The sequence below is a fragment of the Athalassotoga sp. genome, assembly GCF_049965695.1.
Taxonomy (GTDB): Bacteria; Thermotogota; Thermotogae; order Mesoaciditogales; family Mesoaciditogaceae; genus Athalassotoga.
The window spans coordinates 1-26670 of record NZ_JBMFWB010000012.1 but is presented as its reverse complement, the minus strand read 5'-3'; the positions used below and the strand labels follow the sequence as shown (position 1 = coordinate 26670).

Below are 26670 nucleotides of genomic sequence, written 5' to 3'. Positions count from 1 at the left end.
GCAGCGAGGACCAGACATCGAGTGGGGCACCTGTTGGAGCGATTATTCGGAATTTAAAACTGGTTCAGTATATCATCAAAAATTTTCTTGAAAAGGATGCAAAATGATCTTTCAATGGATTGTTGTGTTAATCGTCATATCTGTGGATCAACTCACAAAATATCTTGTTTCAACAAGAATGGTACTTTGGGAAAGCGTACCCGTTGTAAAAGGAGTTGTTAATTTATTTTACGTAAGAAATACCGGTGTGGGCTTTAGCCTTCTGGCATTTAAAAACGATTTCGTCGAATATCTTACGCTTGCGATTATAGGTGGCATAATAATTTTTTCCTTCTTATGGAAAGAAAAAAGTCTTTTTTTCAGACTTTCTGTCGGACTTTTGATAGGAGGTGCATTATCAAACAACGCCATAAGCAGGCCCATATTCGGTTATGTTGTAGATTTTATTCAAATAGGATGGTGGCCCGTTTTTAACGTTGCGGATTCCTGTGTTGTGGCAGGGGCAATAGGCCTGGGAATTTATTTTTTAAGAAGGAGTTATGGTGGAAAGCCTCAAATTAACCGTCACCAATCGTGAAGCCAGAAATCGTTTAGATCTCGCAATGTTGGAATTTGCTCCAAGCAATACGTCAAGAACCGTTGTTCAAAATCTCATAAAAACTGGCAATATCAAAGTTAATTCAAAGTGCGTAAAGCCATCTTACAAACTCAAAATCGGAGATGTGATTGAAGCGGTTTTCCCTCCTCCAGAAATACCTCAAGTATTACCTGAAAAAATTCCCCTTGATGTGATCTACGAGGATGATTCTATCGTTGTGATAAATAAACAGCCGGGTCTTGTAACCCATCCGACGCTGAAAAAAATCACTGGAACGCTTGTAAATGCGCTTTTATGGTACTCAAACGGAAAGTATTTTCCATACATAGTTCATCGTCTTGACAAGGACACCTCCGGAGTCATAGTGGTGGCAAAGAACCCGGATGTACAGAGGATACTCTCGGCCCAGTTCAAGGCACGACAAACACATAAAATGTATTTCACGCTTGTTGAAGGTGTTCCACCGCAGGCAACAGGAGAAATATTGGCACCGATAGGCCGAAATCCTCAGGTAAGAACGAGAATGGACGTTTTAAAATGGGGAAGGCAGGCTCACACTGTCTACAAAGTCATGAAAGACTTCAAAACGGCGTCGCTTTTGTCTGTGACCATCATGACAGGGCGCACACATCAGATAAGAGTTCACATGAGTTATTTGGGGAATCCAGTCTTAGGTGATAAAATATATGGTAAGAAAAGTTCTGCCTTTTTGAATTGTGAAAGACAGATGCTTCATTCTTCAGTTCTCGAAATATATCATCCGATCACCGGAGAGCGCATGAGATTTGTAGCACCGCTCCCTGAAGATTTCAAAAAAGTTATAATAGGTCTTCACGACCTGGAGGTTAAAAATGTTAAATGATATAAGAGCCTTTCTATTCGAAGCACTTGAGGCAGTACCTGCTGTACTTTTCGCCATAACACTTCATGAATATTTTCATGGATTGGCTGCTTACTTTTTAGGTGACGATACGGCAAAACGTGCCGGAAGGTTAACTTTGAATCCTTTAAAGCATCTTGATCCATTTGGTACCCTTGCACTTATAATTTTTCACTTTGGATGGGCAAGGCCTGTGCCTGTTAACTTTTGGAAACTCAAACATCTTAGAAGAGATATGGTCATCGTTTCTCTGGCCGGTCCAATTTCAAATCTTGTTGCTGGATTTGTAACCGAATTCATATACCTTAAAACAGGACTTTTCCTTTACGCCAGGTATGCACCGCTTTTTTCATTTCCAACGATCATCTCTAATCCTTACCTTTCATACCTGTCTGATACGGTGAGTTTGTTCATCCTTATAAATTACGTGCTTTTCATCTTCAATCTCATTCCCATTCCACCACTCGACGGTTCGAAAGTACTTGATGCTTTTCTTCCGAATAAATACATGAACTGGGTTTTGAAATATGAAATATATGGAACAATTATACTGTTGGTACTTATTCTTTTTGGTGTGGTGAATGTTATCTTAGGTCCAAGTTTAAATTGGCTCATAGGGAATGCCGCTTACATTTTCATGATGAAATAATTTGTATAAGCGATCTTTCAAAAATGAAGAACACCATGCAATCGCCTTTGATCAACGGAAACAAGGCGGTGCTTTCCCGATAAACTCCGATAAGGCTACCCTGCGTCGCCCAAAATTGGCCACTTATGGCTGCTTCCTTTCAGACCTGACCAAGTTCGTGGTTTTTCGTCGCGCAGGACCCGATCTTCAACGTTTTCGAAGAAAGTCCGTACCTTACCTCCGCTAACCGCAGAACGATCTTCAGCCCCGCATGGAGCGGATTTCGGGTTACAGGGAACCGCTGACTCCCCGCTTAGCATGGTGTTCAAAGATATTTTACCATAAATTGAACAAAAATCGAAGAGGTGAAATCGATGAAAGTGTTGGGAATCGATCTTGGTGGCACCAAAGTTGCAATGGGAATTGTGGACGAAAACGGCAATATTCTGAAAAGACAAACGATAGATACCAAAACAGAAGAAGGTTTTAACGCTGTTGTTGAGAGAATTGCAAAAACCGCGAATGAAATGACAAAAAGTGAAAAGGTTGAGATGATCGGGATAGGATCTCCAGGATCGATAGATCATAAAAAAGGCATCGTGAGATTTTCACCCAATTTTCCGGGATGGATAGACGTCCCGCTTGGCCCCGAAATCTCTTCGAAAACTGGGGTGAAAGTCGTCGTTGAAAATGATGCGAATGCTTTTGCGGTAGGTGAAAAATGGTTTGGAGTTGCAAAGGGATACACGAATGTGCTTGGGATAACGCTGGGAACAGGTGTCGGCGGAGGCATAATATGCGATGACCGTGTCTTTCGAGGATCAACCGGCATAGGAGGCGAACTTGGTCATGTCATCGTTGAACCAAATGGGTATCTTTGCGGGTGTGGAAATCACGGATGTCTTGAAACGATAGCCTCGGCAACTGGCATTTCAAGACTTGCGAAAGAATGGAAAGAAAGGTATCCTGATACTTCAATAAAAGAATTCAGCGCAAAAGCGGTTTTGGATGCGGCCAAAAAAGGTGATCCGCTTGGAATAAAGGTTTTCGAGCGTGTAACCGAAGCACTTGGAATTGCCATAGGTTCTTTTGTCCATATATTCAACCCGCAGATAATCGTAATTGGTGGCGGAGTTTCGAGATCAGGCAAATTTCTTCTTGACGGGGTCGAGAAGAAAACGCATGAAAATGTCATGAAATCTTTCTGGGGAACTTATAAAATAGTTTTGAGTAATCTCGTAGATGATGCGGGGATATACGGTGCGGCTTCAATGTGTTTTGAGGAATTGAGGAATGATAAGGCCAATACTCGTTGATTCTGAATGGAAATTGAAAAACTTTTTGAAAAAGGTAAAAAATGACATTTTGTCTGTTTTTCCGGACACGGAATCTAAAATAAATCGCATGCGATTGGAATTTTTTTCGGATACCCTTTTTGGAGAACATACGATTCTTTTGAAATCCGTTGAAAAATGGGAAAAAGAAGATAAAAATTGGCTTTTAAAAAATGTACCTTTGTCAAAACATGATGTTATAATAACTTCCAACGATCTTGATTTACTGAAGAAATTCGGAGATGTCGAGGATCTTTCCTGCCCAAAGCAATGGGATCTTAAAGGTTGGATTGAAGAAGTAAACGATATTTGTGAAGTCTTTGGTGTTAAAATGGATGAAACGGAGAAGGGATTGATATTGAACCGTACAGGCATGAAGATCGATTTAATGGCAATGGAAATTGAAAAAATTTCTGTCGTTTCAAAAAAACCTTCTTTGGAAGAGGTGAAAATGTTTGTTCCTATCTATTCAACTCCGGCCATTTTCGATTTTTACAGGTTGTTCTTTGAAAAAGATTCATCTGCTTTGGATATGTTGAAAGATCTACTCGAAGATGTGCATCCTCTTATACCTTTGAGAGGCCTTGAAAAAACATCCATTCTTGTCGCTCAAATGCTTTCAAATGAAAGATCGGATTACTCCTGGGATGACGTCAAAAACATATCAAAAGCGCTTTCAGTTCCGACTCCTCAAATAGCAGATCTTGTTGGTTTTTCACTTGGTGGTAAGAAAAGGAAAAATGTTTTGAAATTATGGAAATACGAAGAGATAAGCCTTTTGATGGAAGATTTTCAAGATGTTGAAATGAAGATAAAAAATGGTGCGGATCCTGTTTTCGCAACTCTTGAACTGACATTCAAATGGACAAAGGGGGAGGATATAAAATGAGTCTTGGATCGCTTTCGAGTATTGTCGTCAACTATTGGCCTGTCGTTTTGATAGTTGGCATCGTGCTTACTTTTTTTGGATATTATCTTTTAAGGATATCAATGGCGATAATAGGACTCATAGCAGGCATTTATTTAGGGCAATATGTCTGGACGAATTTGATCCTTAAGAATTTTCATATCGCTTCTTCGAACCAGCAAATGATACATATAATTGCCGTCTTGATAATTGCCTTTCTCGTAACGGCACTTTTCATAGCACTTTACAAATTTGCACTTTTCATGATGGGATTTTTGGCCGGCGGCGCAATAGCATATTACATTTACAACTGGGCCATCTCCGCGATGAATTTGAATATGGGATCGAATGTTCAATGGATAAGGATAGGCGTTTTTATCGTCTTTGGATTGATTTTCGGTCTTTTGACGATTTTCAACGAAAAAAGGGCCATTGGTACAGCGATGGCCGCAATAGGAGCGTTGATAACGGCTTTTGCGATTCTCATTCCTTTTTCGAACTCATTTAACGTCAAACCAAATGAACTTTTAAATACCCTTATCGGTGGAAAAGACGTCATTCTTTTGACGGTTTTTGTTGCCATTTTTTTAGTTTTGTCAATATTATCTGTTTCAATACAAATCGGTGTAAAAAGGGGTAAGAGAAATGATAGCAAGAATCAGGGGTAATTCGAAAATTGAAGGTGAAATAACCGTAGGCGGAGCGAAAAATTCAGCACTTCCGGTTCTCGCGTCTCTTGTTTTAATCTCGGAAGAAATAAAGATCGAAAAAATTCCCGACATTGCTGATGTTTCCGAGATGATTTCCATGATAAGATCTGCAGGGGTTGCCGTTAATTTTGAGAAAAACACCGTCTTGGCAAGGCCGTCAAACCTTAAAGGAGAGATAAGAGAATTTGGATCAAGCATACGTGCATCTATACTGCTTCTTGGACCTCTTGCGGTAAGAACGGGCCATGCCGAGTTGCGCTATCCCGGTGGATGTTCAATAGGGAAAAGATCGATAGACATACACATCGAGGGTTTGAAGAAACTTGGCATTTCGGTAAACGAAAAAAATGATATGATAGAAGCCATCTTTGACAAAGTACTTAAAGATGTAAGGATAGATCTGAGATTTCCGAGCGTCGGAGCAACTGAGCATCTTATGATGACTTCAGTACTTTTAAACGGCATACATACGGAAATAAGAAATTGCGCTAAGGAACCTGAAATAGTCGATCTTGGAAAATTTCTCAATTCCATGGGCGCAAAAATATCAGGCGTTGGTACAGACAGAATAAGCATAGACGGAGTCAAGAAATTAAACGCGTCCGTTCATTCCATAATAGGAGACAGAATAGAAACCGGCACTTACATCATAGGAGCACTTTCAAGTGGTGGCATGTTGAAGATCAACGGCATATCCAACAACGTGATGCACAACGTTACAAATGAACTGAAAAAAATTGGGGCAAAGATAACGGCATCCGAAAATGCTTTGATCGTTTATCCTTCAAATTTGAGACCTTTTAAACTCTCAACAGGACCCTATCCTCAATTTCCAACCGATCTTCAGCCTCAAATGACACTTCTTGCATGCCATGTAAATGGTCATTCCGAGATAACGGAAACGGTCTTCGAAAATCGCTTCAGACACGTTGACGAACTTAAAAAAATGGGTGCCGATATCTCCGTGGATAAAAACAAGATAGAAGTTATGCCATCAAAACTTCATGGCGCCAAACTCGTTGGAAATGATCTCAGAGAAACGGCAACGATCCTTTTTGCCGCTGCGACGGCAGATGGGCCGAGTGAAATAGAAAAATTTGAGATAATTTTCAGAGGTTATGAAAATATTTACAAAAAATTGAAAGATATAGGGATAGATTTTGAAATTCTTAAAATTGATCGAGAGGTGTCATGAAAGACCTTATCCTTTCAGTTGATTGTGGCACTCAAAGTTTAAGAACCTTCCTTTTTGATTCAAAAGGCAAGATGTGGGCTTTTTCAAAGATTGATTATGATCCTTATTCAAGCCCTTATCCCGGCTGGGCTGAGCAAGATCCTGAAATTTATTGGTCTGCATTTTTGAAATCTTTAGAAAATTTGAAAGTTCAGGTTGATAATTTTCAAAGTCGCGTTGCAGGAGTAACCGTCACCACATTAAGCGATACGATGATAAATGTCGATAAAGACGGAAATCCTTTGAGGCCGGCTATTTTATGGCTTGATCAGAGAAAAAATTTTCTAAATTTGAGAAAAAGGCCATTTTTGACTCGCCTTTCTCATATCCTTGTGGGCATGGATGAACCGTTTATAATTCTCCAATCAGAAAGTAAAGTGGACTGGATAAGAAATTATCAACCAGATATCTGGAAAAGTACCGATAAGTTTTTACAGGTGTCGGGTTTTTTCAATTTCAGGCTAACGGGAAAACCTGTTGATTCCATTGCATCTCAAATAGGTCACATACCTTTCGATTACAAAAAGAAAAGTTGGGCTTCAAAAGATAACGTTTCTTACATGCTGTTTTACGTTGAGCCGGAAAAATTGCCGGACCTTGCGGAGCCATCAACCGTGATAGGTAAAATAACATCGAAGGCCTCGGCACAAACGGGATTGATCGAAGGAACACCTGTTTTATCTTGCGGATCGGATAAAAGTTGTGAAACCATCGGGACAGGATGCGTTGAAAACGATAAAGCAAACGTAAGTCTCGGCACGATGGCCTCGATACAAATGACTTCAAAGAAATACTTTGAGCCGATCAAATTCATGCCCGCTTACCCATCGGTGATGCCGGGCGCTTACAATCCATCGGTTTCAATCTTCAGAGGATTTTGGATGGTAACATGGTTTAAAAATGAATTTGGCTTCAAAGAAAGACTCGATGCCGAAAAATTGGGAATTTTTGAAGAAAACTTGCTTGACGAAATGATTTCGAAAGTTCCGGCCGGATCTCTTGGCCTGATATCCCAGCCTTATTGGGGACCCGGCTTAAAAATGCCGGAAGCAAAAGGTGCTTTTATAGGTTTTGGAGAATCTCACACAAGGGCACACATGTACAGAGCCATGATAGAAGGCATTGGCTATGCTTTGCTTGAAGGACTCATGAAAATAGAAAAACGCGGGAAAGTGAGAGCGAAATCATTAACAGTCTCCGGCGGTGGTTCAAAAAGCAACGATATATGTCAGATATTTTCGGATATCTTTGGCCTTCCTGTCGAAAAGAGCGAAATAAACGAGGCAGCGGGTTTGGGAGCCGCCATCGTTGCGAGCGTCGGAATCGGAATGAATGAAAATTTCGACATTGCCGCAAGAGAAATGGTCAGATATTCGCAAAAATTTCTCCCGAACAGTGCCAATCATGAATTGTACCAAAAATTATTCAAAGTTTACGAGAACATGTATCCAAGGCTTAAAAAATTGTATGGTGATATAAGAAAAATCACGAATTATCCTGAAATAAAAGCAAAATGATATGCCATCGAAAGGACATACTGCCCTGCGCTTACAGTAAATAAGCATTCGGCTTTTAAAGTGAGTTAAATATAATTTAGTGGAAGACAGAGTTCGACAAAGTAGCCTCCTCTGAAAATTATTCGAAATTTAAACTTTTTTCTATATCCTTCGTCTAATTTTAAAAGGAGGCCATGACTTGAATTTCGTTGCGATAGGATCATTTTTGATACTCATAGGCCTTGGTGTTGTAGGCCTTTTGATCGCGAAAAAGAGTTCCCACAGATGATTTTCGTTTTGATATGTCAATCGGCTTTAAAAATCGAGGGTTGATGATTCACGATATTGATTATCCCCTATATGTCACAAACGAATCTTCCGTTTCCCAGACAATTATCTCGTAAAGACGGTAATTTGGCCCGCTAAGAGGTACTTCTAACATTTTCCATATCCACGAAGAGATGTTCTCGGCAGAAGGCTGGGCAATTGTGTCATTTATGTAAGAATGATCGAGTTTTGAAACGACTAAATCGTTGACTGTTTTTTTTAATTCTGTGAAGTCCAATATCATCCCGTCTTTGTCAGGTGTGCCTTCCAAAGTAACCCTTAGCCTGTAAGTATGGCCGTGAAGTCTTTCACATTTTCCGTGATAGTTCACAAGATTATGTGCAGCGTCAAATTTGAATTCTTTTGAAATTAACAAATTATCACCTCATTCAAGATGAATGTCAACGATCTCATCTTCATCTTCAACGTGAATTCCATCTTTCACCACGGAATCAACGTCCAAGTCCAGATTTTTTTCAGTTGCAAATTTTTTTAAAAATCCACTGGCAAGAGAAAGTGGAATGGAAAGATCGATTTTGTCTCCGTTTTGAGTCTTCGGAGCAACGTGTATGACAAGTTTTCTGAATTTTTGTTTGCCTTTGCCTTCATTTTCCTCGGTACTTATCGCTTCTATTAGATCGGCGGCCTCTGCTTCGTTTATGATCCCGTCTTTTAGCATTTTGATGATTTTCATGAGAGATTCTCTGTTCAATTGAACCACTCCTTTTTAATGCGGATGAATCTTTTACCGAAGAAGATCTGCAATCCTATTCCTATGAGGTAAGAGGCAATGAACCCCAAGAACAGTTGACTGAAGGAGGCATTTATGCCAAAGAGTTGAAATGCCCTTAAAAGCAAGAATATGCCAAAAAGCAAACTCCCAGTTCCTATCAGCCTTCTTCCGACGAGTTCTCTTATACCTTCAAATCCGAAAAGTATGGCAAAAAATATGCCCAATATGAATCCAAATGTAAGGTCCATGACACCAAAAATACCTAAAAATGCTAAAAAACCCAGCAAAATCAAAAAAATCGCAAAAGCCTTCATTTTAAACCTCCTTTACACCCGGTACGAGATAGAAAAGAGACGAGAAAACGGTAACAAGCGTTCCGAGAATTGTGAAGATTATAACATTTGAAAGTGTCGAAGACAGGAAACCGATGACCGAAAGAGAAATAGGTTGAAACATCGTCTCGAATGTCAGCATGACGCTGAAGACTCTTCCTCTTTTTTCATCTGGTACTAACCTCTGTATTATAACCTGAAAGAGCACGTTGACAAAAGCAAGTGCAAGACCCATCAGGAAAGCAATCACCAAAAAAGTAAGTAAATTTGGTGCGAATCCGAAAAACACGTACAATATTCCCATCGTTATAGCGCTTATTATTATGAAATTATGTTTTACCTTTATCTCGGGAATTATCGAAAGCAAAATGGAACCTATCATCATTCCGATTGCAAAGGCGCTGACCGTATAGCCGAGTTCAAGCGCACCAAGATGATATATCTCCTTTATCTGCTTTGCTATGAGTATATCGAGCGGAGAAAAGGCAAAGTTCAAAACCGAAACGATGATCATCGACCAGAAAAGCAATTTTTGATTGTAAAGAAATTTGAATCCCTCTTTGAAGTCTGCAAAGAAAGAACTGTCTTTATTCTTTGAAATTGACTGTTTGAAATTTATAAAGATCTCAGTTCCGGCCGAAATTATAAAGGAAAAGCCATTTAACATGAAGACGAAAAACGGTCCGAAAAATCCCACCAAAACTCCTCCTATGGCAGGACCTATTATCTGGGTAAATTGCATTCCCGTCTGGTAAAGGCTGTTTGCACGAGTCAAATTTTTGTCCGGTACGATGTTTGGTATCGTCGATTGAATGGCGGGATTGAAAAAAGCGCCGCCTATGCCCATCAATGCGGAGATGAGATATATCAAAATGGCAGTCAAAGTATTCGTGTATGCAAGATATGCCATCCACAAAATCAAAAGTCCTCTTAAAAAATCAGAAAGTACGACGATCGATTTTCTGCTTATTCTATCGTTAAGAACTCCAGCGAAGGGACCTATGACTGCCATCGGAATCACGCTGAATGTGAACATCAAACCCATAACGATGCCGGACTGCGAACTTGAAAAATGGTTCATTATCCACCACATGACCGCAATGTACTGAATTGAATTTCCGATCGATGAAACTACCTGACCTGCCCACAAAAGGACAAAGTTTTTGTTGAAAAGTCTCATTTTTTGATCTATAACGGTTTCTTTTTGATCCATGATTACTTACCCGATAAAAATTTTTCTATCTTTTCGTCATCATATCCGATGGTTTTCATCAACGTTTTTATCTCATCTTTTGTTGCCCTTTTTGATTTTAAAATCTCTTCAAAAATTTTCAGCCTTTCATCTTCATTTTCAGATTCGTTTTTCAAATTTTGATCTTGAGTTTCAAAAGATCCGAATTCAAAATTCGCATCTCCGGAGATGCTCTTGAACTTCAGCATCGACGAAGGTTTTCCGATGTCAAATGCTTTTCTTATCATGCCTTTTATGTTAACATCTGATTTTACGTCTCCGCTTACCGTGTCGGTTTCCACGTGCACATTCGGCCTTGATGTGAAAGAAACGGAAAAGTCTCCCGATACCGTTTTAACGTCCAAAGTTTCAAAATCAGGATCCACATTTGTGAGATTTATATCACCGGACGTGGTTTTGATGATTCCGCGACCAAAAACCAATTTTGAGAACTTAAGATCTCCGGATACCGATTGCAACTCCATTTTTTCGATCTTCGATGAAGATCCTTTGATATTCGTATTGCCTGAAACAGTCTTCAAAAAAAGATGCTTCATCTTTGAATTAAGATCGAAATCTCCCGAGACAGATGAGATCCTCAATTCATCGAAGGAAAGTCCATCGATCAGGGTATCTCCGGAGGTTGTTTCCATTCCCAAAGAAAGTCCGTCGGGAATTTTCAGAGAAATTCTTTGAATTTCCAATCCTCCGAATTTAATGAAGCCGAAAGCGAAAAATCCGTCCGGAAAAAAAGACGTGTGCGGCGATAGATCTATTTCAAACCGATCTGTGTCGATCTTGACCTTCGGTTCATACTCTTCAACGTCTTTTTTAAATCCGGAAAGTTCGATCTCCAAAGATATTTTGCTTTCTGAGTTGCGAACCACGACTGTATCCGATGAGATAGAATGTACAAAAAGTCTTTTGACGTTCGGTATATCCCAGTCAAATTTTTTGGTTTCCTTCATCTTTTTCTCCTTTCAACATTGAAATCGCGGATGAAACGTCGATCTCGCCGTTTTTCAATTTTTCAAGAATGTCTTTTTCGTTTTCCCTTTCATCTTCAACATCATAACCAAGCGTTGACACAATTTCATTGAGCCTGTTTCGCGCGGTAGGATAAGATATGTCAAATTCTTTTTGAACCTCACTTAAATTCCCTTTGTGCTTCAGAAACACTTTGACGAATTTCATCTGATCTTCCGAAAGATTGAAAAACTCATCTAACACGAACTGTCCTGTTACTCCTGTCCCGCAAACAGGGCATCTTAAAGACACAACATCCATCCTGTGTCCACAATTTGGACACTTCGTCACCAAAGATATTTTGATCACCTCCTTAATAATTTTAAACTAAAAATCAATTTTATTGAATTATAAATCAAAATTTTTTATTTGTCAAGAATTAACAAAAAACAAATGTGAATTGTATAGAAAATATTCACCTAATTGGTGGTAGAATATCTTCAGGAGGTAACCATGAGAAAATTATTCATCTTTTGGGTTCTAATCTTGGCTTTATCTGTGGTGGCACTTACAGATACGCTCCATATAATAGCGGGAGAGGTTAATTACGGCATAGGCAGCACGCAAACGACCATCACGAATGGTAAAGTGATGATCGGTAACACAACCATAATCGCAACCTCGATAACGATCATGGGCCAGAAAGATTTAAGTGGCAATGTGAATTGGACGACGGCTCAGGCGACCGGTCGTGTTTTTATATACACAGGAAATGCCACAGCCACAGCAAGATCTATGATTTACAACCTTAACACAAATGTGGGAACGCTTTCCGGCATGGCTTCGATGACGATAAACGCAAGTGGCGGTCAAATATCCATTCAATCGTCTACCCTTCAATTTAACACAAAGACAAACTTTTACACAGGCCAAGGTAGCCCAACGGTCATAACTAAAAAAGATATTTACATTCAAGGAAAGCAATTTTCTTACGATTCCGCCAAAAATTACTTAGACATAACGGGTAACGTTTATCTATACAACAGTTCAACAAAAGAGAAGGCTTACGCAGACGAACTTGTTATGGACACATCTAACAACAAAATAGTGTTGAAAAAAGTACAAATGGAGATAATGGTTGGTGCTGGTTCATAAATTACGGAGGTGACACTCAGATGGAAAGATATAACGGTTTATCAAGAAGAGCAAGTGAACTGCCGGCTTCACCTATAAGAAAACTCGTACCTTATGCTGACGAAACCGAAAAGCGAGGCGTGAAGGTTTATCATCTGAACATAGGTCAGCCTGATTTGAGAACGCCTAAAATTTACTTCGACAGAATAAAAACGTTCTCAGGCATAGATGATTACACCAATTCGGCAGGGCTTATCGAATTGAGAGAAAAGTTTTCTCAATATTACAAAAAATGGTCAATCCCATTTGAAACAAAAGAGATAATCGTGACAGAAGGTGGCAGTGAGGCTGTAAGTTTTGCGATAGCAGCGGTGGCCGATCCCGGCGATGACATCATCGTTATAGAGCCTTTTTACGCAAATTACGCGGCTTTTGCGAAATTTCTTGGCGTTAACGTCGTACCGGTCACGTCAAGGGCAGAAAACGGTTACAGGATGCCTGCCATCGAGGAGTTTGAAAAGGTACTCACGCCAAAAACAAGGGCAATGCTTTTTCCAAATCCCGGCAATCCAAATGGTGTGGTTTACACAAAAGATGAACTTCAGTCAATAATGGATTTTGCCGTAAGGAATGATCTTTACGTAATTTCAGATGAAGTTTACAGAGAGATAACCTTTGACGGCTTGAAAGCGTATTCGATGATGGATTTCGGCAATCACGAAAGGGTCATAATCGCCGATAGCCTTTCGAAAAGATTCAACATATGTGGTGCGAGAATCGGTGCCATAGCGTCAAAGAACAAGCAAATAATGGATGCCGTGATGAAGATGGCAATGGCCAGGCTTGCGGCTAACCACCTTTCCCAGTACGGAGCAATAGGGCTTTTCGATTTGCCTGATTCGTATTTCGAGGACATGACAAGGGAATATGAAAAAAGGCGAGACGTAGTTTATGAAGCGCTTAAAGATATTCCGGGAATTGTTGTGAATAAACCTCAAGGCGCTTTTTATCTGGCAGCTAAATTACCTGTCGAAGATGCCGAAGAATTTGTAAAATGGATGCTTCAAAATTTCACTTATCAAAACAAAACAACCATGGTGGCACCACTTGGAGGGTTTTACATAACGCCAAATATGGGAAAAGATGAAATAAGAATAGCGTATGTTCTCAATTCCGAAGATCTCAGGGAAGCATGTTCGATTTTGGCAAAAGGACTTGAAAGTTATACGCAAAGAAAAATTTTTGCTGAGAGGTGAATAAGGTTGACAAACGAAAGGTTGAGAGGTGAACTTAAAAAGAAAAATTTAAGAATAACCTCTCAAAGAGAAAGTATCTTTTCTTTTTTTGTTGAACACAAAGGCGAGCATTTCACGCCGGATGAAATTTACAGGCTTGTTTCTCGAAAGAATTCGCATTCAAATATAAGTAAGGCTACAATTTACAGGACAATTCAAATGTTGGTTGAAATGAAACTTTTGTCAAAGATAGATCTTGATGATGGCTTTGAAAGGTACGAATTGAAAGAAGCGTCCGGCCATCAACATCACCATCTTATATGCACGATTTGCGGAAAAGTTTACGAATTAGACGAAGATCTGCTCGATGATCTTGAAAAAATAATAGAAGAAAGAACCGGTTTCAAGGTAAAAGATCATCAATTGAAGATTTACGGTATTTGTCAGGATTGCCTTGCTGATGCAGCAAAGCAAACAAAATTAAAGTTGAAAGCATCGAAAAAGTGATCCAAAAGACTGTCATTTTTGACGGTATCTCTACCGTTGAAAGTGGCAGTCTGATCGTAAAATAAGCAAGCCAGTCTAAGGCTTTAACGAAAGGTGAAATTCCACTTCCCACGATCACTTCGAGAAAAGATATCTCTAAAATAGCACAAAGAGAAAAGATCAAACCACCTTCCATGAGTATGGTCATAAGCACCGGCACGACAAGTGCGTTGAACGGAAGAGATGCAACGTATATCTTTCCGAAATCAAGAATCAAAAACGGCATTATCCCTATATTTGCCGCTATTGTCGCGTTCAATGCCTGAGAAACGTATCTGGGTTTGAATTCAGGAAGTATGGGTATAAGCGCTATCATTCCAATTACCGCCGAATAAGAAAGTTGAAAAGATGGATCGAAGATCACCGAACCATCGATGAGTACCTCAAAAAGGCCTACAAAACCTAAAATGTTGAGCAAACTTTGTTTTCTGTCCAAGAGTTTGAAAATTGTGTAAATTCCAAAAGTGAAAACCGCGCGAAAAGTGGGTATAGAAAAGCCTGTTATGATGCCGTAAAAGACGATGATCGCTAAAACAATCGGATATTTAACGTAATTCATGGGAACGAGTTCCGAAATGAAAATAAGCGTTATGGTGGCTATTATCCACACGTTGGCGCCAGATACTGCGAATATCTGTGCATAACCACTTTCGTTGTACATCATTTTAAGATCGTAGGGGATGTCTCTTCTTCCGAGAAAAACCGAAGCGAGCGTGTCGGCACCGGCTATCACGTAGCGTTTAAAATGATCGTAGATGAAATTTGAAACTTTTGCACCCCAGGCCATCGTTTCATCCAAAAAGGAACCCGGCCATGCTGTCCAAAAAGAATCGATGGCAGAGATTTTACCATCTGTTTTTTCGATTCTTGCCATGAAAAGATCCGATATCTCGGGATTTTTCTGAGAATAATTGGTTTTTGAAAGTAAAACGTATGCCGATCCTCCCCTTATCCACCCATGAGAAATATGAATTTTGATATCCGACAAACTTACAGCATTACCGCTAACCTGATTTATTCTTCCGGTTATGAAGTGGATTCCGTCAGGTATGGTCACCGGAGAAAGCATGAAAGAAAGGCCCATGAAAAAAATTGAAAGTGAGATCAAAATATCCCGCTTGGCAAAGATGAGTACGGCTGCGCCTAACGATAAAACAGGGCCTATCCACCAGATATTTGTCTTTGAAAGAAATGATCCAAAAATCGCCGATACAAAGAAGAGAAAAAAGGGATATTTTTTCATCGTCCTTGTGGCGGGAAGACTCCAAAAATAAAAAGCACCAAAACTATCGCCACCTCTACGACAAAGGTGGCGATAAAGTAATCCAAAATCAAAGGATCATTCATAAACCTTTCTTTCTGATCTCAAAGAAGAGATCTTCAGAACTTATGGGTAATCTTCTTATTCTAATTCCAATGGCATCGAAAATCGCATTTGCTATGGCCGGTCCTGGAGTATCAAGGCCGATTTCGGAAACACTCTTTGCCCCAAATGGCCCAGTCGGTTCATAACTTTTCACAAATCTAACCTGTATTCTACCTATATCTCCTCTTGCGGGTATTTTGTAAGTGAAAAAATCATTTGTTATGATCCTTCCATTTTTATCCATTACATGATCTTCAAAGAGTGCCATCCCTATTCCCTGTGCAGACGCACCTTCTACCTGTCCTCTTGCAAGCACAGGATTTATCGGGACACCGCAATCGATGTAATTCAAAAAATCAATAACTTTTACTTTTCCGCTGTTTAGATCGATCTCCACTTCCGCGAATGAAACGAGATATGGCGGTGGGGCGACCTCACTTACGAAAGATTCTGTAACCTCAAGTTGACGCTGGTTAAATGTGTAAAAGAGTTTTGTTTGGAGATCGCTAAAACTCAAAATTTTCCCATCTTCGGAAATGACACCATCTTTATCGAGTTCTAAAGTGTGAATTGGTTTATTCATGATCTCAGATGCGGCATTAAGAATTTCCTTTTTCATCTTTTCGGCCGCTTTTTTGGCCGCATTTCCGGAAACATAAGTTGTGGAAGAGGCGTAAGCACCTTTATCGAATGGGGTCATATCGGTATCTGAGGAATAAACGATTATTTTTTCAACCGTTGTGTTAAGCACTTCTGCAACTATCTGGGCAAGAATCGTATCACTTCCCGTTCCCAGATCCGTTGCGCCGACAAGCAAGTTGAAGGTGCCATCATCGTTCATTTTTATCGTCGCACTGCCCATGTCTATCGCTGGAATGGATGATCCCTGCATTGCAAAAGCAACGCCATAACCATGGGCAATCTGCCTTTGCCGATCTATTCTTGGCTGTTTCCTTTTTTCATACCATCCGAATTCTTTCGATCCATTTATGGCACATTCTTCAATTTTGCAACTGTTTATGATCTGATCCACGCCTTCTCGCCCTTCTCCCATTATTCTGAAGATGGGTGATGTTTCTCCTTCGCGAATCGAATTTTTCAATTTAAATTCAATGGGATCCATCCCAATTTTATGTGCAAGTTCATCAAGCGCAGAATCAAGCGGAAACATACCCTGCGGCGCTCCATATCCTCTGAAGGCTCCGGCTGGTTCGGTGTTGGAGTAAACGACATCTCCTCCAAATTTAACGGCCTTAACTTTGTTGTAAAGCGGAAGCGTCTTTGAACCTCCGACCATGAAAACCGTAAGGGCGTGCTCTCCGTAAGCACCCGTGTTGGAAAGTCCCCATAATTCAAGTGCTCTGAGCGTGCCGTCTTTCATGGCACCGGCTCTGGCCCTAAATCTCATCGCATGACGCGTGTTGGATGCCGTCATCGTTTCTTCTCTTGAATATATACATTTTGCAGGTCTTCCAGTTTTTAAAGTAACGGCCACAACGTAAGGTTCAACGTGAAGTGCTTGTTTTCCCCCAAAGCCTCCGCCTATGCGAGGTTTTATGACACGTGAGTTAACGCCAAAGATACGTTTGATTATCCTTCTTGCATGGAATGGCACCTGAGTTGACGTTATTATGGTCAACCTTCCGTTCGGATCGAAATACGAGATGGCCCCATGTGGTTCCATCATGGCATGAGATTGATTCGGCGTGTAATACGTTTCATCAACAACGTAATCGCATTTTTTCAATTCTTCCTCGACATTTCCTATTTCCATTTCGTAATGCGCCGCGATGTTGCGTTTGGGATCGTATGCGCCTGATATTTCTGATTCATCGTGTATTATCGGCGCATCTTTGTCCATCGCATGCTCATAATCGAGTATCGAAGGCAAAACTTCGTATTCAACTTTTATGAGTTTCATTGATCTTTCGGCGATGCTTTCATTTTCTGCCGCAATTATCGCAACCCCGTCACCGACATATCTAACTTTTTTATCGAGCACGAAAGTATCGTAAGGAGAGGGTTCCGGATATCCCTGACCTGCGCGCGTGTAAATGACGTGTGGTACGTCTTTGTAGGTAAGTATGCACGCAACGCCTTCTATCATCGCGTCGGATGTGTCTATGGACTTTATGATCGCGTGGGCGTAAGGACTTCTGAGGATTTTCACCGTCAAAGTGTTTGGAATATCAAAATCATCTGTGAAAACGGGTTTGCCTCTGACAAGCGCTTTACCGTCTACCTTTTCAACAGAGGTGTTGACAACGTTCAACTTCTCTTCAGTAAGAGTTTTCACTTTGATCGCCTCTCTTTTGCGGCTTTAAGAATTGCGCGGGTTTGACTTTCATAACCTGTACATCTGCAAAGATTTCCTTTAAGATAATCTATGACCTCCTGCTGGGTGGGATCGGGATTTTCGCTCAAAAGCGCTTCGGCCGTAACAACAAGACCCGGAATGCAAAAGCCACATTGCGATCCTCCTTCGTCGATGAGTGCTTTTTGGACATCGGAAAGAGAATTTTCGTCCGAAAATCCTTCTATTGTCTTCACCTCGTGTCCGTCAACCGCGGCCGTGAAAGTCGTACATGATAAAATAGGTTTACCATCGAGTTGAACGGAGCATGCTCCGCAACTCGCCGTTGAACATGCATGCTTTACACCTTTGTAGCCAAGTTTTCTAAGTGTTTCCAAAAGCATTTCTCCGGGATCTATTTCTATAAATTGATCCTTGTCGTTAATTTTTATCTTCACCCTCATAACTGAAACCTCCTCAGAGCTTTATCAAGTAAAGATTTTGAAAGCGCTTTTCTGTATTCTGCGCTGGCCCTTATGTCCGATCCAACTTGAATGACTTTCTCAATAAGATCGCAGGCATCTTTAGAAGCGCTTTTTATGGGCTTTCCAGTTAAAAATTCCTCGACTTCTTTTATTCTCTGAGAAACCATCGGCCTTGAACCAACGACAATCTGCGCGTCTTTGACGATCTGACCGTCTAAAACGATTTTAAGGCCTAAATTAAGCGTGGCTATATCAAAATTAGATTTTGCGAATTTTTCAAAAACGGCTATGCCTTCTGTTTTTGGCACCTCCACCGCTGTGATTATCGTACCTTTCATGCTTTTTTTTGCATATTCTTCAAGGGAAATTTTGGAAAACTTGCCGTCGTAGATCTCAAGATTTGAATTCAAAACCATGAAGATCGTTATAACGTCAGACCAACCGAGTTTGAAGGCTATTGAACCGCCTAAAGTTGCCATGTTTCTTATTTGAGTGCTGCCAATTTCTTTAAGCGCTGTTTTTATAAAATCACCGTTGATGTTAAGAGATGGATTTGAGATAAGATCGGATATTTTCGCGTTGGCACCTATTTTAAAAGCATTGCCGTGATCTTCGATTTGAGTTAGTCCAACGCTTTTCAGGTCAATAAGCCTTTCAACGCTTGAAATTTTCAATTGGGCAACCATAAGCCCGCCGCTCACGTAAAGAGAATTAGGCATTTGTCCCATCTCGTAAGCAGATTGAACTGTATTTGGTTTAAGATATTCTTTAATATCAAGCAAGATGCTTCCCTCCCTCTTTAAATTGGTAAAAAAATTATAACATACACTAAACAAAATTCAGATTCCGAATCGTCGCTGATTTTCAATAAAATCTCACAAGATCAAGATAGGTTATGTAAAAGAAAAAGCCCATAAGTATTATAAAGCCTATCATGCTGAGATAGCCGATGATCTGAGGATTGACTCTTTTTCTTGTTATGATTTCTATGAGTGCAAAAACGATATGACTGCCATCGAGAGCCGGAAACGGTATTAAATTTATTATTCCAAGGTTTAAAGTTATCAAAGCGATGAGCGTGAGTATAGTTTGAAGACCCTGAGCAGATGCCTGTCCGACGATCTTGACGAGCCCGACAGGACCTGTGAACTGGCTTAATGGATTTTTAATTGTGAAAAGGCCTCCAAGGAATGTTATCATGCTTGTGAAAATTCTATTTGTGTAAACAACACCATATCCTATGGCATCAATTGGTCCTGGATACCAATTACTGTAAGACGGGAAAAGTTCGAGAGAACTTATAAAAGTGTTGAATTCATCGTGCGTTAATATCACAGAAGAAGTCTTTCCGTCTCTTTCATAAACAATTTCAACGCCATTCGAAGGTGCTTCATATTTATAGACGTTGATCACTTTATCACCGTTGAGGATCGCAAAATTACCCGTCCCCGTGGCATATTCACCGATCTCTATCGCGTTTTGTAAACCTAAAGAACCACTCGCGTTTATCCCGTCTATAGACAAAATTTTATCTCCGGCTTTAAAACCGGTGGATTGATTTACCGATGCTATTTTATTTGACATCGATTGCATGTAGATACCGATAAGTTTTGATTTTGGTATCGATTGGTAATTCACAAGTATCGCGGTTGCACCATTTGAGAATGTGAGCAGTGAACCGTTTATAATTTGACTTTGGGGATTAAATGGAATTGTACCGACTTTTTTCAAAGTGGTGTTCGTTGAGACATTTCCATTGATAACCATGAAATATTGAGGACCTAATTCTTGAAGTGCCATTGACGTTTTGTACCTTTGACCATTTCGAATGTAGACGATATGCACTTCCTTCTGACCGCTTATGAATGTTACAGTTTCGTTCGGATTGAGTATAACGTTGCCGTTGACAGATATTATTCTGTCTCCCGGTTGCAAACCGGCAACGGCTGCGGGCGAATTGGGCACAACCCAATCAACAAGCGCCTGTGGGAAACCCCAGATAACTGAAACAAAGATCATCAAAACGTAAGCGGCGATGATGCTGAAAGCAGGGCCTGCCGCCACTATTATCAAACGTTTCCATGCAGCGTTTGAGTAAAGCATTCTCTCTTTTGGCACGCCATCTATACTTTCTACGCCGGGATCTTCTCCCGCCATTCTCACATACCCGCCAAGAGGTATGGCGTTAAACCTGTATTCCGTTTCTTTTCCTTTAAAAGAAAAAAGTTTCGGTCCAAAGCCAAAAGCAAACTCAAGCACATAGACCTTAAAAAGTTTCGCAAAGATGAAATGTCCGAATTCGTGAACGATGACTATTCCTATGAGTATGATGATGAAATATATTATGCTTAGGATCATTTACTTAGCATCTCCATGGCAGTTTTTCTCCCCTCTTTATCCACCTCTTCTATCGAATCGTAATCTTTTAGATCTTTTGGCCAACCCTTTTCAATGACTTTTTCTACTATCTCGTATATCTGGGTAAACCTTATTTTACCTTCAAGAAAGGCCTGAACCGCAACCTCATCGGCTGCGTTGTACGCTATTCTTGATCCATCTCCCATCTTCAAACATCTGTAAGCAAGGTCAAGCGCGGGGTACCTTTTGGGATCCGGATCAAAAAGGCTGTAAGTTCCGCAAGGATCGAATTCTTCAAATATATCCGTACTTTGCGGATAACAAAGTGCATAAGTTATCGGGATGCGCATATCGGCATTTGACATCAAAACTTTGACGGTTTTATCTTTCAGATAAATCATTCCATGGATCTTTCCTTGAGGATGTATCAAAACACGAATTTGTTTTGGATTCAGGTTGAAAAGAAAATGAGCCTCCATAACTTCAAGACCTTTGTTGAACATCGTGGATGAATCTATCGTTATGCGGGCGCCCATCTTCCAAACGGGATGTTTTAAAACCACATCCGGAGTTACGTCCTTGAGGTTTTCCGTTGGAATATCCCTTACAGCACCTCCCGACGCGGTTATGTATATAAAAGACACTTCTGATTTTTCAGAATCAAGCAAACGAAATATGGCGTTATGTTCGCTGTCAACAGGGATTATCTCGCAACCATTTGCTTTGACCGAATCGATGAAAAATTTTCCACCCGTGATTATGGACTCTTTGTTTGCAAGACAGAGCCTTTTTGAATACTTCGAGGACATCAAAGCATACTTTAACCCCGCAAAACCAGAAACACCTACGATCACGATGTCCGGATTCGTCGATGAAAGCAAATTTTCAATTGCGTCTTGACCATGAAAGTCAACGTCCTTAGATGAAACATCTGTCATCGATGTTTTGGCAAGAGGAAATTTAGATTTGATTTCAAGCAACGTTTTGATATCTTTGCCTGCCGCAAGCCCAACAACTTCGAATTGATCGAGTTTCGATAAAACGTCGACGGACATGCGTCCTATCGTCCCTGTTGCACCGAGAATTACAACTCTTTTACCTTTCAAAACTCACCATCTCACTCATCCAGTCTGGAAATTTCAAATTTGTCTTTTGTACAAATTCTTGCATCGAATTAAAGGGTCTTTTCAATATCACAATCGATGAACTATCTCCTATGCCTGGTATCCATTTTAACATATCATATCCTTCTTTGTTTATCTTCAAAGGAATTGGAAGTACTGTAAGAGATCTTTGACCGTGATCAACCACAACGCAATCCACATGAGACCTGAGACTTAAAATTTTTGGAATTCCGACAAGCATGGCATAAGTTCCAATTTTTCTTCCGTAAGACATCTTTCCTTCATGATATTCGATTATGACATCTCTGAAAATGCTTCCCGATGGAAAAACCCTTTTCAGCATTTCATGATCGAATTCCTTTCTTACGATAAATTTGTGATGGGCGTACATTCTTTCGTCTGTCTTTGGTTCCCTCCCATTCAATTTTTCGAACAAAGGTGTTTGAGGAAAGGCCATAACCTTTCTTATATTAACACGTCTGACCATCAAATTTGCATGCAAGATCTTCATCAAAGTTTCGAAATTTATTTTATACGTTTCCTTTGTTTCTCCCATAAGACCGTACAAAAGATTTATGCCCGGAAGTAATTTTGGTATCCCTTCCACACGGCTTCCGCCAACACCGTTTATCATTTTTATGACATCAAATGCCTGATCTTTGCCAATTTTTAAGTTATTCATCGAAATGACTTTGGGATCGAAAGATTCTATACCCATTGACAAAACATCTCCGGGTGTGTTGTACGCAGATATCGTACCTGCTATGCTTTCAGATTCTTTCATGTGAGAGTATATGTAGCCCGGGTTTGCGTTATCTGTATGAAGGGTCATAAGATCTGACGCAACGGATCTTATGCCGGTGTAGAGCGCTTCTATCGCTTTTGGATCTGGATACTTTTCTCCCATGTAAGCAAATATGTTCGAAATTCTTCCGAGTCTGAAATGTCTACATCCTGATTTGTAAAGTGAACTGATTTCTTCTATCACATCATCGACAGGCCTTGAAATTGATTTACCCCAGAGCGGCTCAGTACAAAATGAACATTTTATTTCTTTTTCGCAACCCATTCCAAGTTCTATTTCACACATCAAATCGGGGAAATTCGGATGCTTTTTGATAACTTCGGCCCCTGCGGCAGATGCAACCTTGACGAGCGAATATCTGTTTTCATTCCACGCTTTTCCCGTAAGTATTTCATACAGTTTTCTTTCGTAATCGTACCAAAGTGAAAAATCGTACTCTTCAAACTTCTTCAAATTCGCAACGACGCCGCCCGATCTTTCAACTTCGTATTGTCCCATAGAACCTATTATAATGCTTTTGGATCCGACAAATTTTTTAGAGATCTCTTTTGCCTCTTCAACTGTCATCGGTATACCACCCACATAATTTCCCGGAACGGTAACTCCCCCCACCGTTACAAGTATATCTGCCGCTTTTAATCCATGCTGCCTTACGCCTTCTATCGTGTCGTAGAAAAAATCATAGCCGGCCATTTTAAGAAGACCGGCTACATACCGTGGATAAGCGGAAATATAAGGTGGCACACCAAAGTGTGCAGGTTCATCAACGTAACCATCAACGATAAGCGCTTTCATTTATTCTCTTAGAGCCGCATCTGCTTCTTTCAAAAGTTTTCTTATCGGAAGATGCTGAGGACAAACTTTTTCACAATCTCCGCATTCTATGCATTGAGATGCGTCAAAATGACCCGATATGAAATTTTTGTACTCTCTTCTTGAATTGTCAAACTCATCAAAGAGAGAAGCGTCGTTGTAAAGCCTGAAGACATCAGGAATATGAACACCGTTTGGGCATGGCATGCAGTAATTACAGGATGTGCAATCAACCTTCAGCCTTTGATCAAAGACGTTTTTCACCGCTTTTATGGCCGTAATTTCTTCCGGAGCAAGTGAATTTGGTTTAACATTTGCCACTTTTACGTTTTCAACAACCTGGTTCATCTCGCTCATGCCGCTAAGCAAAAGTGATACTTCCGGATGATCCCAGACCCATCTCAACGCCCACTCAGCAGGTGTCCTTTGTGGATTAGCATCTTTGAATATCTCCACTGCCTCGGACGGCAATTTACCGGCTAATTTCCCTCCCTTTATTGGTTCCATAACTATGACGGCCATACCTTTTTTAGATGCGTATTTCAGGCCTCCAATGCCCGCTTGAAAATGCTCGTCAAGGTAATTAAGCTGGATCTGGCAGAAATCCCAATCGTAAGCATCCACGATATCTTTGAATACTTTAAACTCATCGTGAAATGAAAAACCTATATTTCTTATTCTGCCGTCTTTTTTAGCCTTTTCCACAAAATCGAAGACGTTTAGATCCTTTATCTGTTTCCATCTGTCCTTTCCGAGTGCGTGAAGTAAATACATGTCTATGTGATCCGTTTGAAGTTTTTTAAGTTGTTCATCGAGATATTTATCGAAATCTCCTTTTTCATTCACAAGCCACACCGGAGATTTAGTCGCCAGATAAACTTTTTCTCTGTAACCATCCTTTAACGCTTTTCCAACGAATATTTCACTCATGCCTTTATGGTAAGGATATGCCGTATCAACGTAGTTTACGCCTTTATCTATGGCATACCTTAACATTTCAGTCGCTTTTTTTTCATCTATCTTCCCATAATCACCATCCAATACAGGCAATCTCATGCAACCAAATCCAAGTTCCGAAACTTCAATATCTTTCTGACCAAATTTTCTGTAGATCATCTTTACCTCCTACGAACTCAGCACTTTTTTGTAATAAACGTAAGCGATGATCCATGTCGAGATCATCAAACTCACTATGATTATCCCGAGAATTCCGAAATCGAGATTTTCAATGCCGCTCCAGAATGGACCTCCGAGGTTCAATTGCAATCCAACAACCTGAATCCATTCGATAAACCCTATTATAAGGGCCACAAGTACGGACATCCCTGTGATTGTCATATTGAAAAAGAGTTTTCTCATGCCATCGACCATTGCCCAGTCATAGGCTTTTAACATCGCCACTCCATCCAGAGAGTCCATAAGGCTCATACCGGCTGTGAACAATATCGGAAAGATCATTATCTCCCATATAGGCATCTTTCCATTTTGGGCCATCGTTGCGGATATTCCCAAAATTGCAACTTCTGTTGCCGTATCGAAACCGAGGCCGAAGAGAAAGCCTATGGGGTACATTTTCCAACTTTGGTCTATATTTTTAAAAAGAAACCTGAAAATGTTTGAGAAAAATCCACGTCTATTTAACAACTCTTCTATTCCTTTGTTCACATCTTCAGAATTTTGTGATTTCATCTTATTCTCGACGAAAAGACGTCTTAGTTTCCTGAAGATCACGAGGTTCATAAGACCTATCGCCGTTAAAAAACTCGCCGATACGATAGTTCCGACAATTCCACCCCACTGCTGCAAAAATCCCATCTGACCTTTTACATCTCTGACTGCAAAGACAAGCGCAAGGGAAAGTAATATCACAACCGTTGAATGGCCGAGAGAAAAGAAAAAGCCAACTCCCACGGGTTTTTTATCTTCCTGCCTCAATTTTCTCGTTACGTTGTCTATCGCTGCGATGTGATCCGCATCGAAAGCATGACGTAAACCAAAGAAATAAGCAAGGGCTCCTATACCGAGCATTGTAGGATCAAGCATACTTATGTGTCCCATGAGAGACCATGTTAAAACGTTGAACGCTGCCAACCCTACGAAAAGTACCAAGATCCTTCTTCTCGGAAAGGTCGATTTTACCATCATCAATTTCTCCTCATTCAAATATTGAATTGATCTTTTTCATAACATCATCTGTAAGTTTGGCTTTCACTTCAAGACTCTTTATGTTTTCTTGAAGTTGTTCGACTCTGCTGACACCCAATATCGCACTGCTCACATGATCATTCTTCAACACCCATGCAAGCGCAACCTGAGCCGTTTTAACTCCGAGATCATCGGCAATTTTCGTAAGTTTCTTGACTCTTTCAAGTGTTTTTTCGTTAAGTCCTCCTGCTTCATCTATATTTCCCTTAAGCCCTCCGTTATCTTTGAAAAGATCAAGTCTGCTTCCCTTTGGTATTCCGTTGTTGTATTTGCCTGTCAATATTCCCGCATTCAAAGGGCTCCATATGGTCAAGCCCATGCCATACTTTTCGTATATCGGAAGGTATTCCTTCTCAACCCTTTCACGCTTGAGCATGTTGTATTGCGGCTGTTCCACTATCGGCTCGACGCATTTCCATTCTTTGCATACCCTGTGTGCCTCTTCTAATTCTTGAGCACTCCATTCGGACGTCCCCCAGTACAGAGCCATCCCGCTCCTGACTATGTAATCCATCGCCAACACAACCTCTTCCATCGGTACAGACGGGTCAGGCCTGTGACAGTACACAAGGTCTACGTATTTCATCTGAAGTCTCTTCAAAGAATTTTCTGTCCCTTCTATCAAATGCTTCCTCGATAATCCCAAATCATTCGGCCCCGACCCTCCCCAGAATATCTTCGTCGATACCACCAAATCTTCCCTTTTGAATTCCTTTAAAGCCTGACTTAAAATGTACTCCGCCATCCCGCCTTGGTATGCCTCGGCCGTATCAAAAAAGTTTATGCCATTTTTGAATGCTTCCCTTATTATCTCTTTGGATCTGTCAACATCGAGTTGCGGACCAAAGGTCAGCCATGTCCCAAATCCCAATTCGCTTATCTTCAATCCCCATTTTCCTACTTTTCTGTATTCCATTTCGATCACTCCTT

At 40.5% G+C, this 26670-nt stretch carries 27 protein-coding genes and 1 other RNA gene; 11 read left to right on the top strand and 17 right to left on the bottom strand.

Annotated features, from left to right (window positions below; translation table 11 throughout):
• The first annotated feature begins 103 nt into the window (after positions 1 to 103).
• The 3 genes from lspA to ACP5NR_RS05175 are packed head-to-tail and all read left to right on the top strand — an operon-like array spanning position 104 to position 2127.
• Positions 104 to 577: a signal peptidase II gene (lspA, locus tag ACP5NR_RS05185; protein ID WP_428004688.1), complete on the top strand. Its 474-nt coding sequence runs from the start codon at positions 104 to 106 to the stop codon at positions 575 to 577.
• The gene (locus ACP5NR_RS05180) at positions 543 to 1460 is read left to right on the top strand and encodes an RluA family pseudouridine synthase (protein ID WP_428004689.1); all 918 of its coding nucleotides are present in this window, start codon (positions 543 to 545) and stop codon (positions 1458 to 1460) included. Before lspA ends, ACP5NR_RS05180 begins: the two co-directional genes overlap by 35 nt.
• Positions 1450 to 2127 (top strand): site-2 protease family protein, encoded by a 678-nt coding sequence (locus tag ACP5NR_RS05175; RefSeq protein WP_428006057.1) that lies wholly within the window; start codon positions 1450 to 1452, stop codon positions 2125 to 2127. Before ACP5NR_RS05180 ends, ACP5NR_RS05175 begins: the two co-directional genes overlap by 11 nt.
• Before the next feature lie 33 nt (positions 2128 to 2160).
• Here ACP5NR_RS05175 and ffs read toward each other — a convergent pair.
• An RNA gene (gene ffs / locus ACP5NR_RS05170) (signal recognition particle sRNA large type) lies at positions 2161 to 2428 on the bottom strand.
• 52 nt (positions 2429 to 2480) lie between these two features.
• On the opposite strand from ffs, the gene ACP5NR_RS05165 reads away from it, so the two are divergent.
• The 5 genes from ACP5NR_RS05165 to ACP5NR_RS05145 are packed head-to-tail and all read left to right on the top strand — an operon-like array spanning position 2481 to position 7808.
• Positions 2481 to 3422: an ROK family protein gene (locus ACP5NR_RS05165; RefSeq protein ID WP_428004691.1), complete on the top strand. Its 942-nt coding sequence runs from the start codon at positions 2481 to 2483 to the stop codon at positions 3420 to 3422.
• Positions 3400 to 4329: a hypothetical protein gene (locus ACP5NR_RS05160; RefSeq protein WP_428004692.1), complete on the top strand. Its 930-nt coding sequence runs from the start codon at positions 3400 to 3402 to the stop codon at positions 4327 to 4329. The genes ACP5NR_RS05165 and ACP5NR_RS05160 overlap by 23 nt, the downstream gene beginning before the upstream one ends.
• The gene (locus ACP5NR_RS05155; protein WP_428004693.1) at positions 4326 to 5015 is read left to right on the top strand and encodes a DUF4203 domain-containing protein; all 690 of its coding nucleotides are present in this window, start codon (positions 4326 to 4328) and stop codon (positions 5013 to 5015) included. Before ACP5NR_RS05160 ends, ACP5NR_RS05155 begins: the two co-directional genes overlap by 4 nt.
• Entirely contained in the window at positions 4993 to 6252 is a 1260-nt protein-coding gene (gene murA / locus ACP5NR_RS05150) for a UDP-N-acetylglucosamine 1-carboxyvinyltransferase (protein ID WP_428004694.1), read from the top strand. The genes ACP5NR_RS05155 and murA overlap by 23 nt, the downstream gene beginning before the upstream one ends.
• Positions 6249 to 7808, top strand: coding sequence for an FGGY-family carbohydrate kinase (locus ACP5NR_RS05145; RefSeq protein ID WP_428004695.1), 1560 nt, complete (start codon positions 6249 to 6251; stop codon positions 7806 to 7808). The genes murA and ACP5NR_RS05145 overlap by 4 nt, the downstream gene beginning before the upstream one ends.
• Positions 7809 to 8136: 328 nt before the next feature.
• Here ACP5NR_RS05145 and queD read toward each other — a convergent pair whose 3' ends face one another.
• The 6 genes from queD to ACP5NR_RS05115 are packed head-to-tail and all read right to left on the bottom strand — an operon-like array spanning position 8137 to position 11727.
• A complete protein-coding gene (queD, locus tag ACP5NR_RS05140; protein WP_428004696.1) occupies positions 8137 to 8490 on the bottom strand; it encodes a 6-carboxytetrahydropterin synthase QueD in 354 nt (117 codons plus the stop codon).
• A 9-nt stretch (positions 8491 to 8499) separates the two neighbouring features.
• A complete protein-coding gene (locus tag ACP5NR_RS05135; RefSeq protein ID WP_428004697.1) occupies positions 8500 to 8826 on the bottom strand; it encodes a hypothetical protein in 327 nt (108 codons plus the stop codon).
• Positions 8823 to 9161 carry a hypothetical protein gene (locus ACP5NR_RS05130; protein ID WP_428004698.1) on the bottom strand — a complete coding sequence of 113 codons (339 nt, stop codon included), beginning with the start codon at positions 9159 to 9161 and terminating at the stop codon, positions 8823 to 8825. Before ACP5NR_RS05130 ends, ACP5NR_RS05135 begins: the two co-directional genes overlap by 4 nt.
• A 1-nt stretch (position 9162) precedes the next feature.
• Positions 9163 to 10392, bottom strand: coding sequence for an MFS transporter (locus ACP5NR_RS05125; protein ID WP_428004699.1), 1230 nt, complete (start codon positions 10390 to 10392; stop codon positions 9163 to 9165).
• Between the two features lie 2 nt (positions 10393 to 10394).
• Complete coding sequence (locus ACP5NR_RS05120; protein ID WP_428004700.1) at positions 10395 to 11378, bottom strand: DUF4097 family beta strand repeat-containing protein; 984 nt, start codon at positions 11376 to 11378, stop codon at positions 10395 to 10397.
• Complete coding sequence (locus tag ACP5NR_RS05115; protein ID WP_428004717.1) at positions 11356 to 11727, bottom strand: DUF2089 domain-containing protein; 372 nt, start codon at positions 11725 to 11727, stop codon at positions 11356 to 11358. Before ACP5NR_RS05115 ends, ACP5NR_RS05120 begins: the two co-directional genes overlap by 23 nt.
• A 162-nt stretch (positions 11728 to 11889) precedes the next feature.
• Between ACP5NR_RS05115 and ACP5NR_RS05110 the strand changes: the two genes are divergently transcribed.
• Genes ACP5NR_RS05110 through ACP5NR_RS05100 form a run of 3 tightly spaced genes read left to right on the top strand, consistent with a single transcriptional unit; the run spans position 11890 to position 14252 of the window.
• On the top strand, positions 11890 to 12531 hold the full coding sequence (locus ACP5NR_RS05110) for an LptA/OstA family protein (protein WP_428004701.1): 642 nt from the start codon (positions 11890 to 11892) through the stop codon (positions 12529 to 12531).
• A 20-nt stretch (positions 12532 to 12551) separates the two neighbouring features.
• Positions 12552 to 13766: a pyridoxal phosphate-dependent aminotransferase gene (locus ACP5NR_RS05105; RefSeq protein ID WP_428004702.1), complete on the top strand. Its 1215-nt coding sequence runs from the start codon at positions 12552 to 12554 to the stop codon at positions 13764 to 13766.
• A 6-nt stretch (positions 13767 to 13772) separates the two neighbouring features.
• Complete coding sequence (locus tag ACP5NR_RS05100; protein WP_428004703.1) at positions 13773 to 14252, top strand: Fur family transcriptional regulator; 480 nt, start codon at positions 13773 to 13775, stop codon at positions 14250 to 14252.
• Here ACP5NR_RS05100 and ACP5NR_RS05095 read toward each other — a convergent pair.
• The 10 genes from ACP5NR_RS05095 to ACP5NR_RS05050 all read right to left on the bottom strand — a co-directional run bounded on the left by ACP5NR_RS05095 (position 14149) and on the right by ACP5NR_RS05050 (position 26656).
• On the bottom strand, positions 14149 to 15534 hold the full coding sequence (locus ACP5NR_RS05095; protein WP_428004704.1) for a ComEC/Rec2 family competence protein: 1386 nt from the start codon (positions 15532 to 15534) through the stop codon (positions 14149 to 14151). The genes ACP5NR_RS05100 and ACP5NR_RS05095 overlap by 104 nt on opposite strands.
• Before the next feature lie 100 nt (positions 15535 to 15634).
• Positions 15635 to 17953, bottom strand: coding sequence for a xanthine dehydrogenase family protein molybdopterin-binding subunit (locus ACP5NR_RS05090; RefSeq protein ID WP_428004706.1), 2319 nt, complete (start codon positions 17951 to 17953; stop codon positions 15635 to 15637).
• Positions 17950 to 18414: a (2Fe-2S)-binding protein gene (locus ACP5NR_RS05085; RefSeq protein WP_428004707.1), complete on the bottom strand. Its 465-nt coding sequence runs from the start codon at positions 18412 to 18414 to the stop codon at positions 17950 to 17952. The genes ACP5NR_RS05090 and ACP5NR_RS05085 overlap by 4 nt, the downstream gene beginning before the upstream one ends.
• Complete coding sequence (locus tag ACP5NR_RS05080; RefSeq protein ID WP_428004708.1) at positions 18411 to 19217, bottom strand: FAD binding domain-containing protein; 807 nt, start codon at positions 19215 to 19217, stop codon at positions 18411 to 18413. The genes ACP5NR_RS05085 and ACP5NR_RS05080 overlap by 4 nt, the downstream gene beginning before the upstream one ends.
• An 82-nt stretch (positions 19218 to 19299) precedes the next feature.
• On the bottom strand, positions 19300 to 20793 hold the full coding sequence (locus tag ACP5NR_RS05075) for a site-2 protease family protein (protein ID WP_428004709.1): 1494 nt from the start codon (positions 20791 to 20793) through the stop codon (positions 19300 to 19302).
• Complete coding sequence (gene dxr, locus ACP5NR_RS05070; protein WP_428004710.1) at positions 20790 to 21899, bottom strand: 1-deoxy-D-xylulose-5-phosphate reductoisomerase; 1110 nt, start codon at positions 21897 to 21899, stop codon at positions 20790 to 20792. Before dxr ends, ACP5NR_RS05075 begins: the two co-directional genes overlap by 4 nt.
• Positions 21889 to 23517 (bottom strand): radical SAM protein, encoded by a 1629-nt coding sequence (locus tag ACP5NR_RS05065; protein ID WP_428004711.1) that lies wholly within the window; start codon positions 23515 to 23517, stop codon positions 21889 to 21891. The genes dxr and ACP5NR_RS05065 overlap by 11 nt, the downstream gene beginning before the upstream one ends.
• A complete protein-coding gene (locus tag ACP5NR_RS05060) occupies positions 23518 to 24651 on the bottom strand; it encodes an aldo/keto reductase (protein ID WP_428004712.1) in 1134 nt (377 codons plus the stop codon). It lies immediately after the preceding gene.
• Positions 24652 to 24660: 9 nt separating this feature from the next.
• Positions 24661 to 25680 carry a HoxN/HupN/NixA family nickel/cobalt transporter gene (locus ACP5NR_RS05055; protein WP_428006056.1) on the bottom strand — a complete coding sequence of 340 codons (1020 nt, stop codon included), beginning with the start codon at positions 25678 to 25680 and terminating at the stop codon, positions 24661 to 24663.
• A 10-nt stretch (positions 25681 to 25690) separates the two neighbouring features.
• Entirely contained in the window at positions 25691 to 26656 is a 966-nt protein-coding gene (locus ACP5NR_RS05050) for an aldo/keto reductase (protein ID WP_428006064.1), read from the bottom strand.
• Positions 26657 to 26670 lie beyond the last annotated feature (14 nt).

Excerpts from the sequence above, each read along its gene's own strand:
- lspA (WP_428004688.1), top strand. The coding sequence starts at position 104 with ATGATCTTTCAATGGATTGTTGTGTTAATCGTCATATCTGTGGATCAA.
- ACP5NR_RS05175 (WP_428006057.1), top strand. The coding sequence starts at position 1,450 with ATGTTAAATGATATAAGAGCCTTTCTATTCGAAGCACTTGAGGCAGTA.
- ACP5NR_RS05165 (WP_428004691.1), top strand. The coding sequence starts at position 2,481 with ATGAAAGTGTTGGGAATCGATCTTGGTGGCACCAAAGTTGCAATGGGA.
- ACP5NR_RS05160 (WP_428004692.1), top strand. The coding sequence starts at position 3,400 with ATGATAAGGCCAATACTCGTTGATTCTGAATGGAAATTGAAAAACTTT.
- ACP5NR_RS05155 (WP_428004693.1), top strand. The coding sequence starts at position 4,326 with ATGAGTCTTGGATCGCTTTCGAGTATTGTCGTCAACTATTGGCCTGTC.
- murA (WP_428004694.1), top strand. The coding sequence starts at position 4,993 with ATGATAGCAAGAATCAGGGGTAATTCGAAAATTGAAGGTGAAATAACC.
- ACP5NR_RS05145 (WP_428004695.1), top strand. The coding sequence starts at position 6,249 with ATGAAAGACCTTATCCTTTCAGTTGATTGTGGCACTCAAAGTTTAAGA.
- ACP5NR_RS05130 (WP_428004698.1), bottom strand. The coding sequence starts at position 9,161 with ATGAAGGCTTTTGCGATTTTTTTGATTTTGCTGGGTTTTTTAGCATTT.
- ACP5NR_RS05125 (WP_428004699.1), bottom strand. The coding sequence starts at position 10,392 with ATGGATCAAAAAGAAACCGTTATAGATCAAAAAATGAGACTTTTCAAC.
- ACP5NR_RS05120 (WP_428004700.1), bottom strand. The coding sequence starts at position 11,378 with ATGAAGGAAACCAAAAAATTTGACTGGGATATACCGAACGTCAAAAGA.
- ACP5NR_RS05110 (WP_428004701.1), top strand. The coding sequence starts at position 11,890 with ATGAGAAAATTATTCATCTTTTGGGTTCTAATCTTGGCTTTATCTGTG.
- ACP5NR_RS05105 (WP_428004702.1), top strand. The coding sequence starts at position 12,552 with ATGGAAAGATATAACGGTTTATCAAGAAGAGCAAGTGAACTGCCGGCT.
- ACP5NR_RS05095 (WP_428004704.1), bottom strand. The coding sequence starts at position 15,534 with ATGAAAAAATATCCCTTTTTTCTCTTCTTTGTATCGGCGATTTTTGGA.
- ACP5NR_RS05085 (WP_428004707.1), bottom strand. The coding sequence starts at position 18,414 with ATGAGGGTGAAGATAAAAATTAACGACAAGGATCAATTTATAGAAATA.
- ACP5NR_RS05075 (WP_428004709.1), bottom strand. The coding sequence starts at position 20,793 with ATGATCCTAAGCATAATATATTTCATCATCATACTCATAGGAATAGTC.
- ACP5NR_RS05065 (WP_428004711.1), bottom strand. The coding sequence starts at position 23,517 with ATGAAAGCGCTTATCGTTGATGGTTACGTTGATGAACCTGCACACTTT.
- ACP5NR_RS05060 (WP_428004712.1), bottom strand. The coding sequence starts at position 24,651 with ATGATCTACAGAAAATTTGGTCAGAAAGATATTGAAGTTTCGGAACTT.
- ACP5NR_RS05055 (WP_428006056.1), bottom strand. The coding sequence starts at position 25,680 with ATGATGGTAAAATCGACCTTTCCGAGAAGAAGGATCTTGGTACTTTTC.
- ACP5NR_RS05050 (WP_428006064.1), bottom strand. The coding sequence starts at position 26,656 with ATGGAATACAGAAAAGTAGGAAAATGGGGATTGAAGATAAGCGAATTG.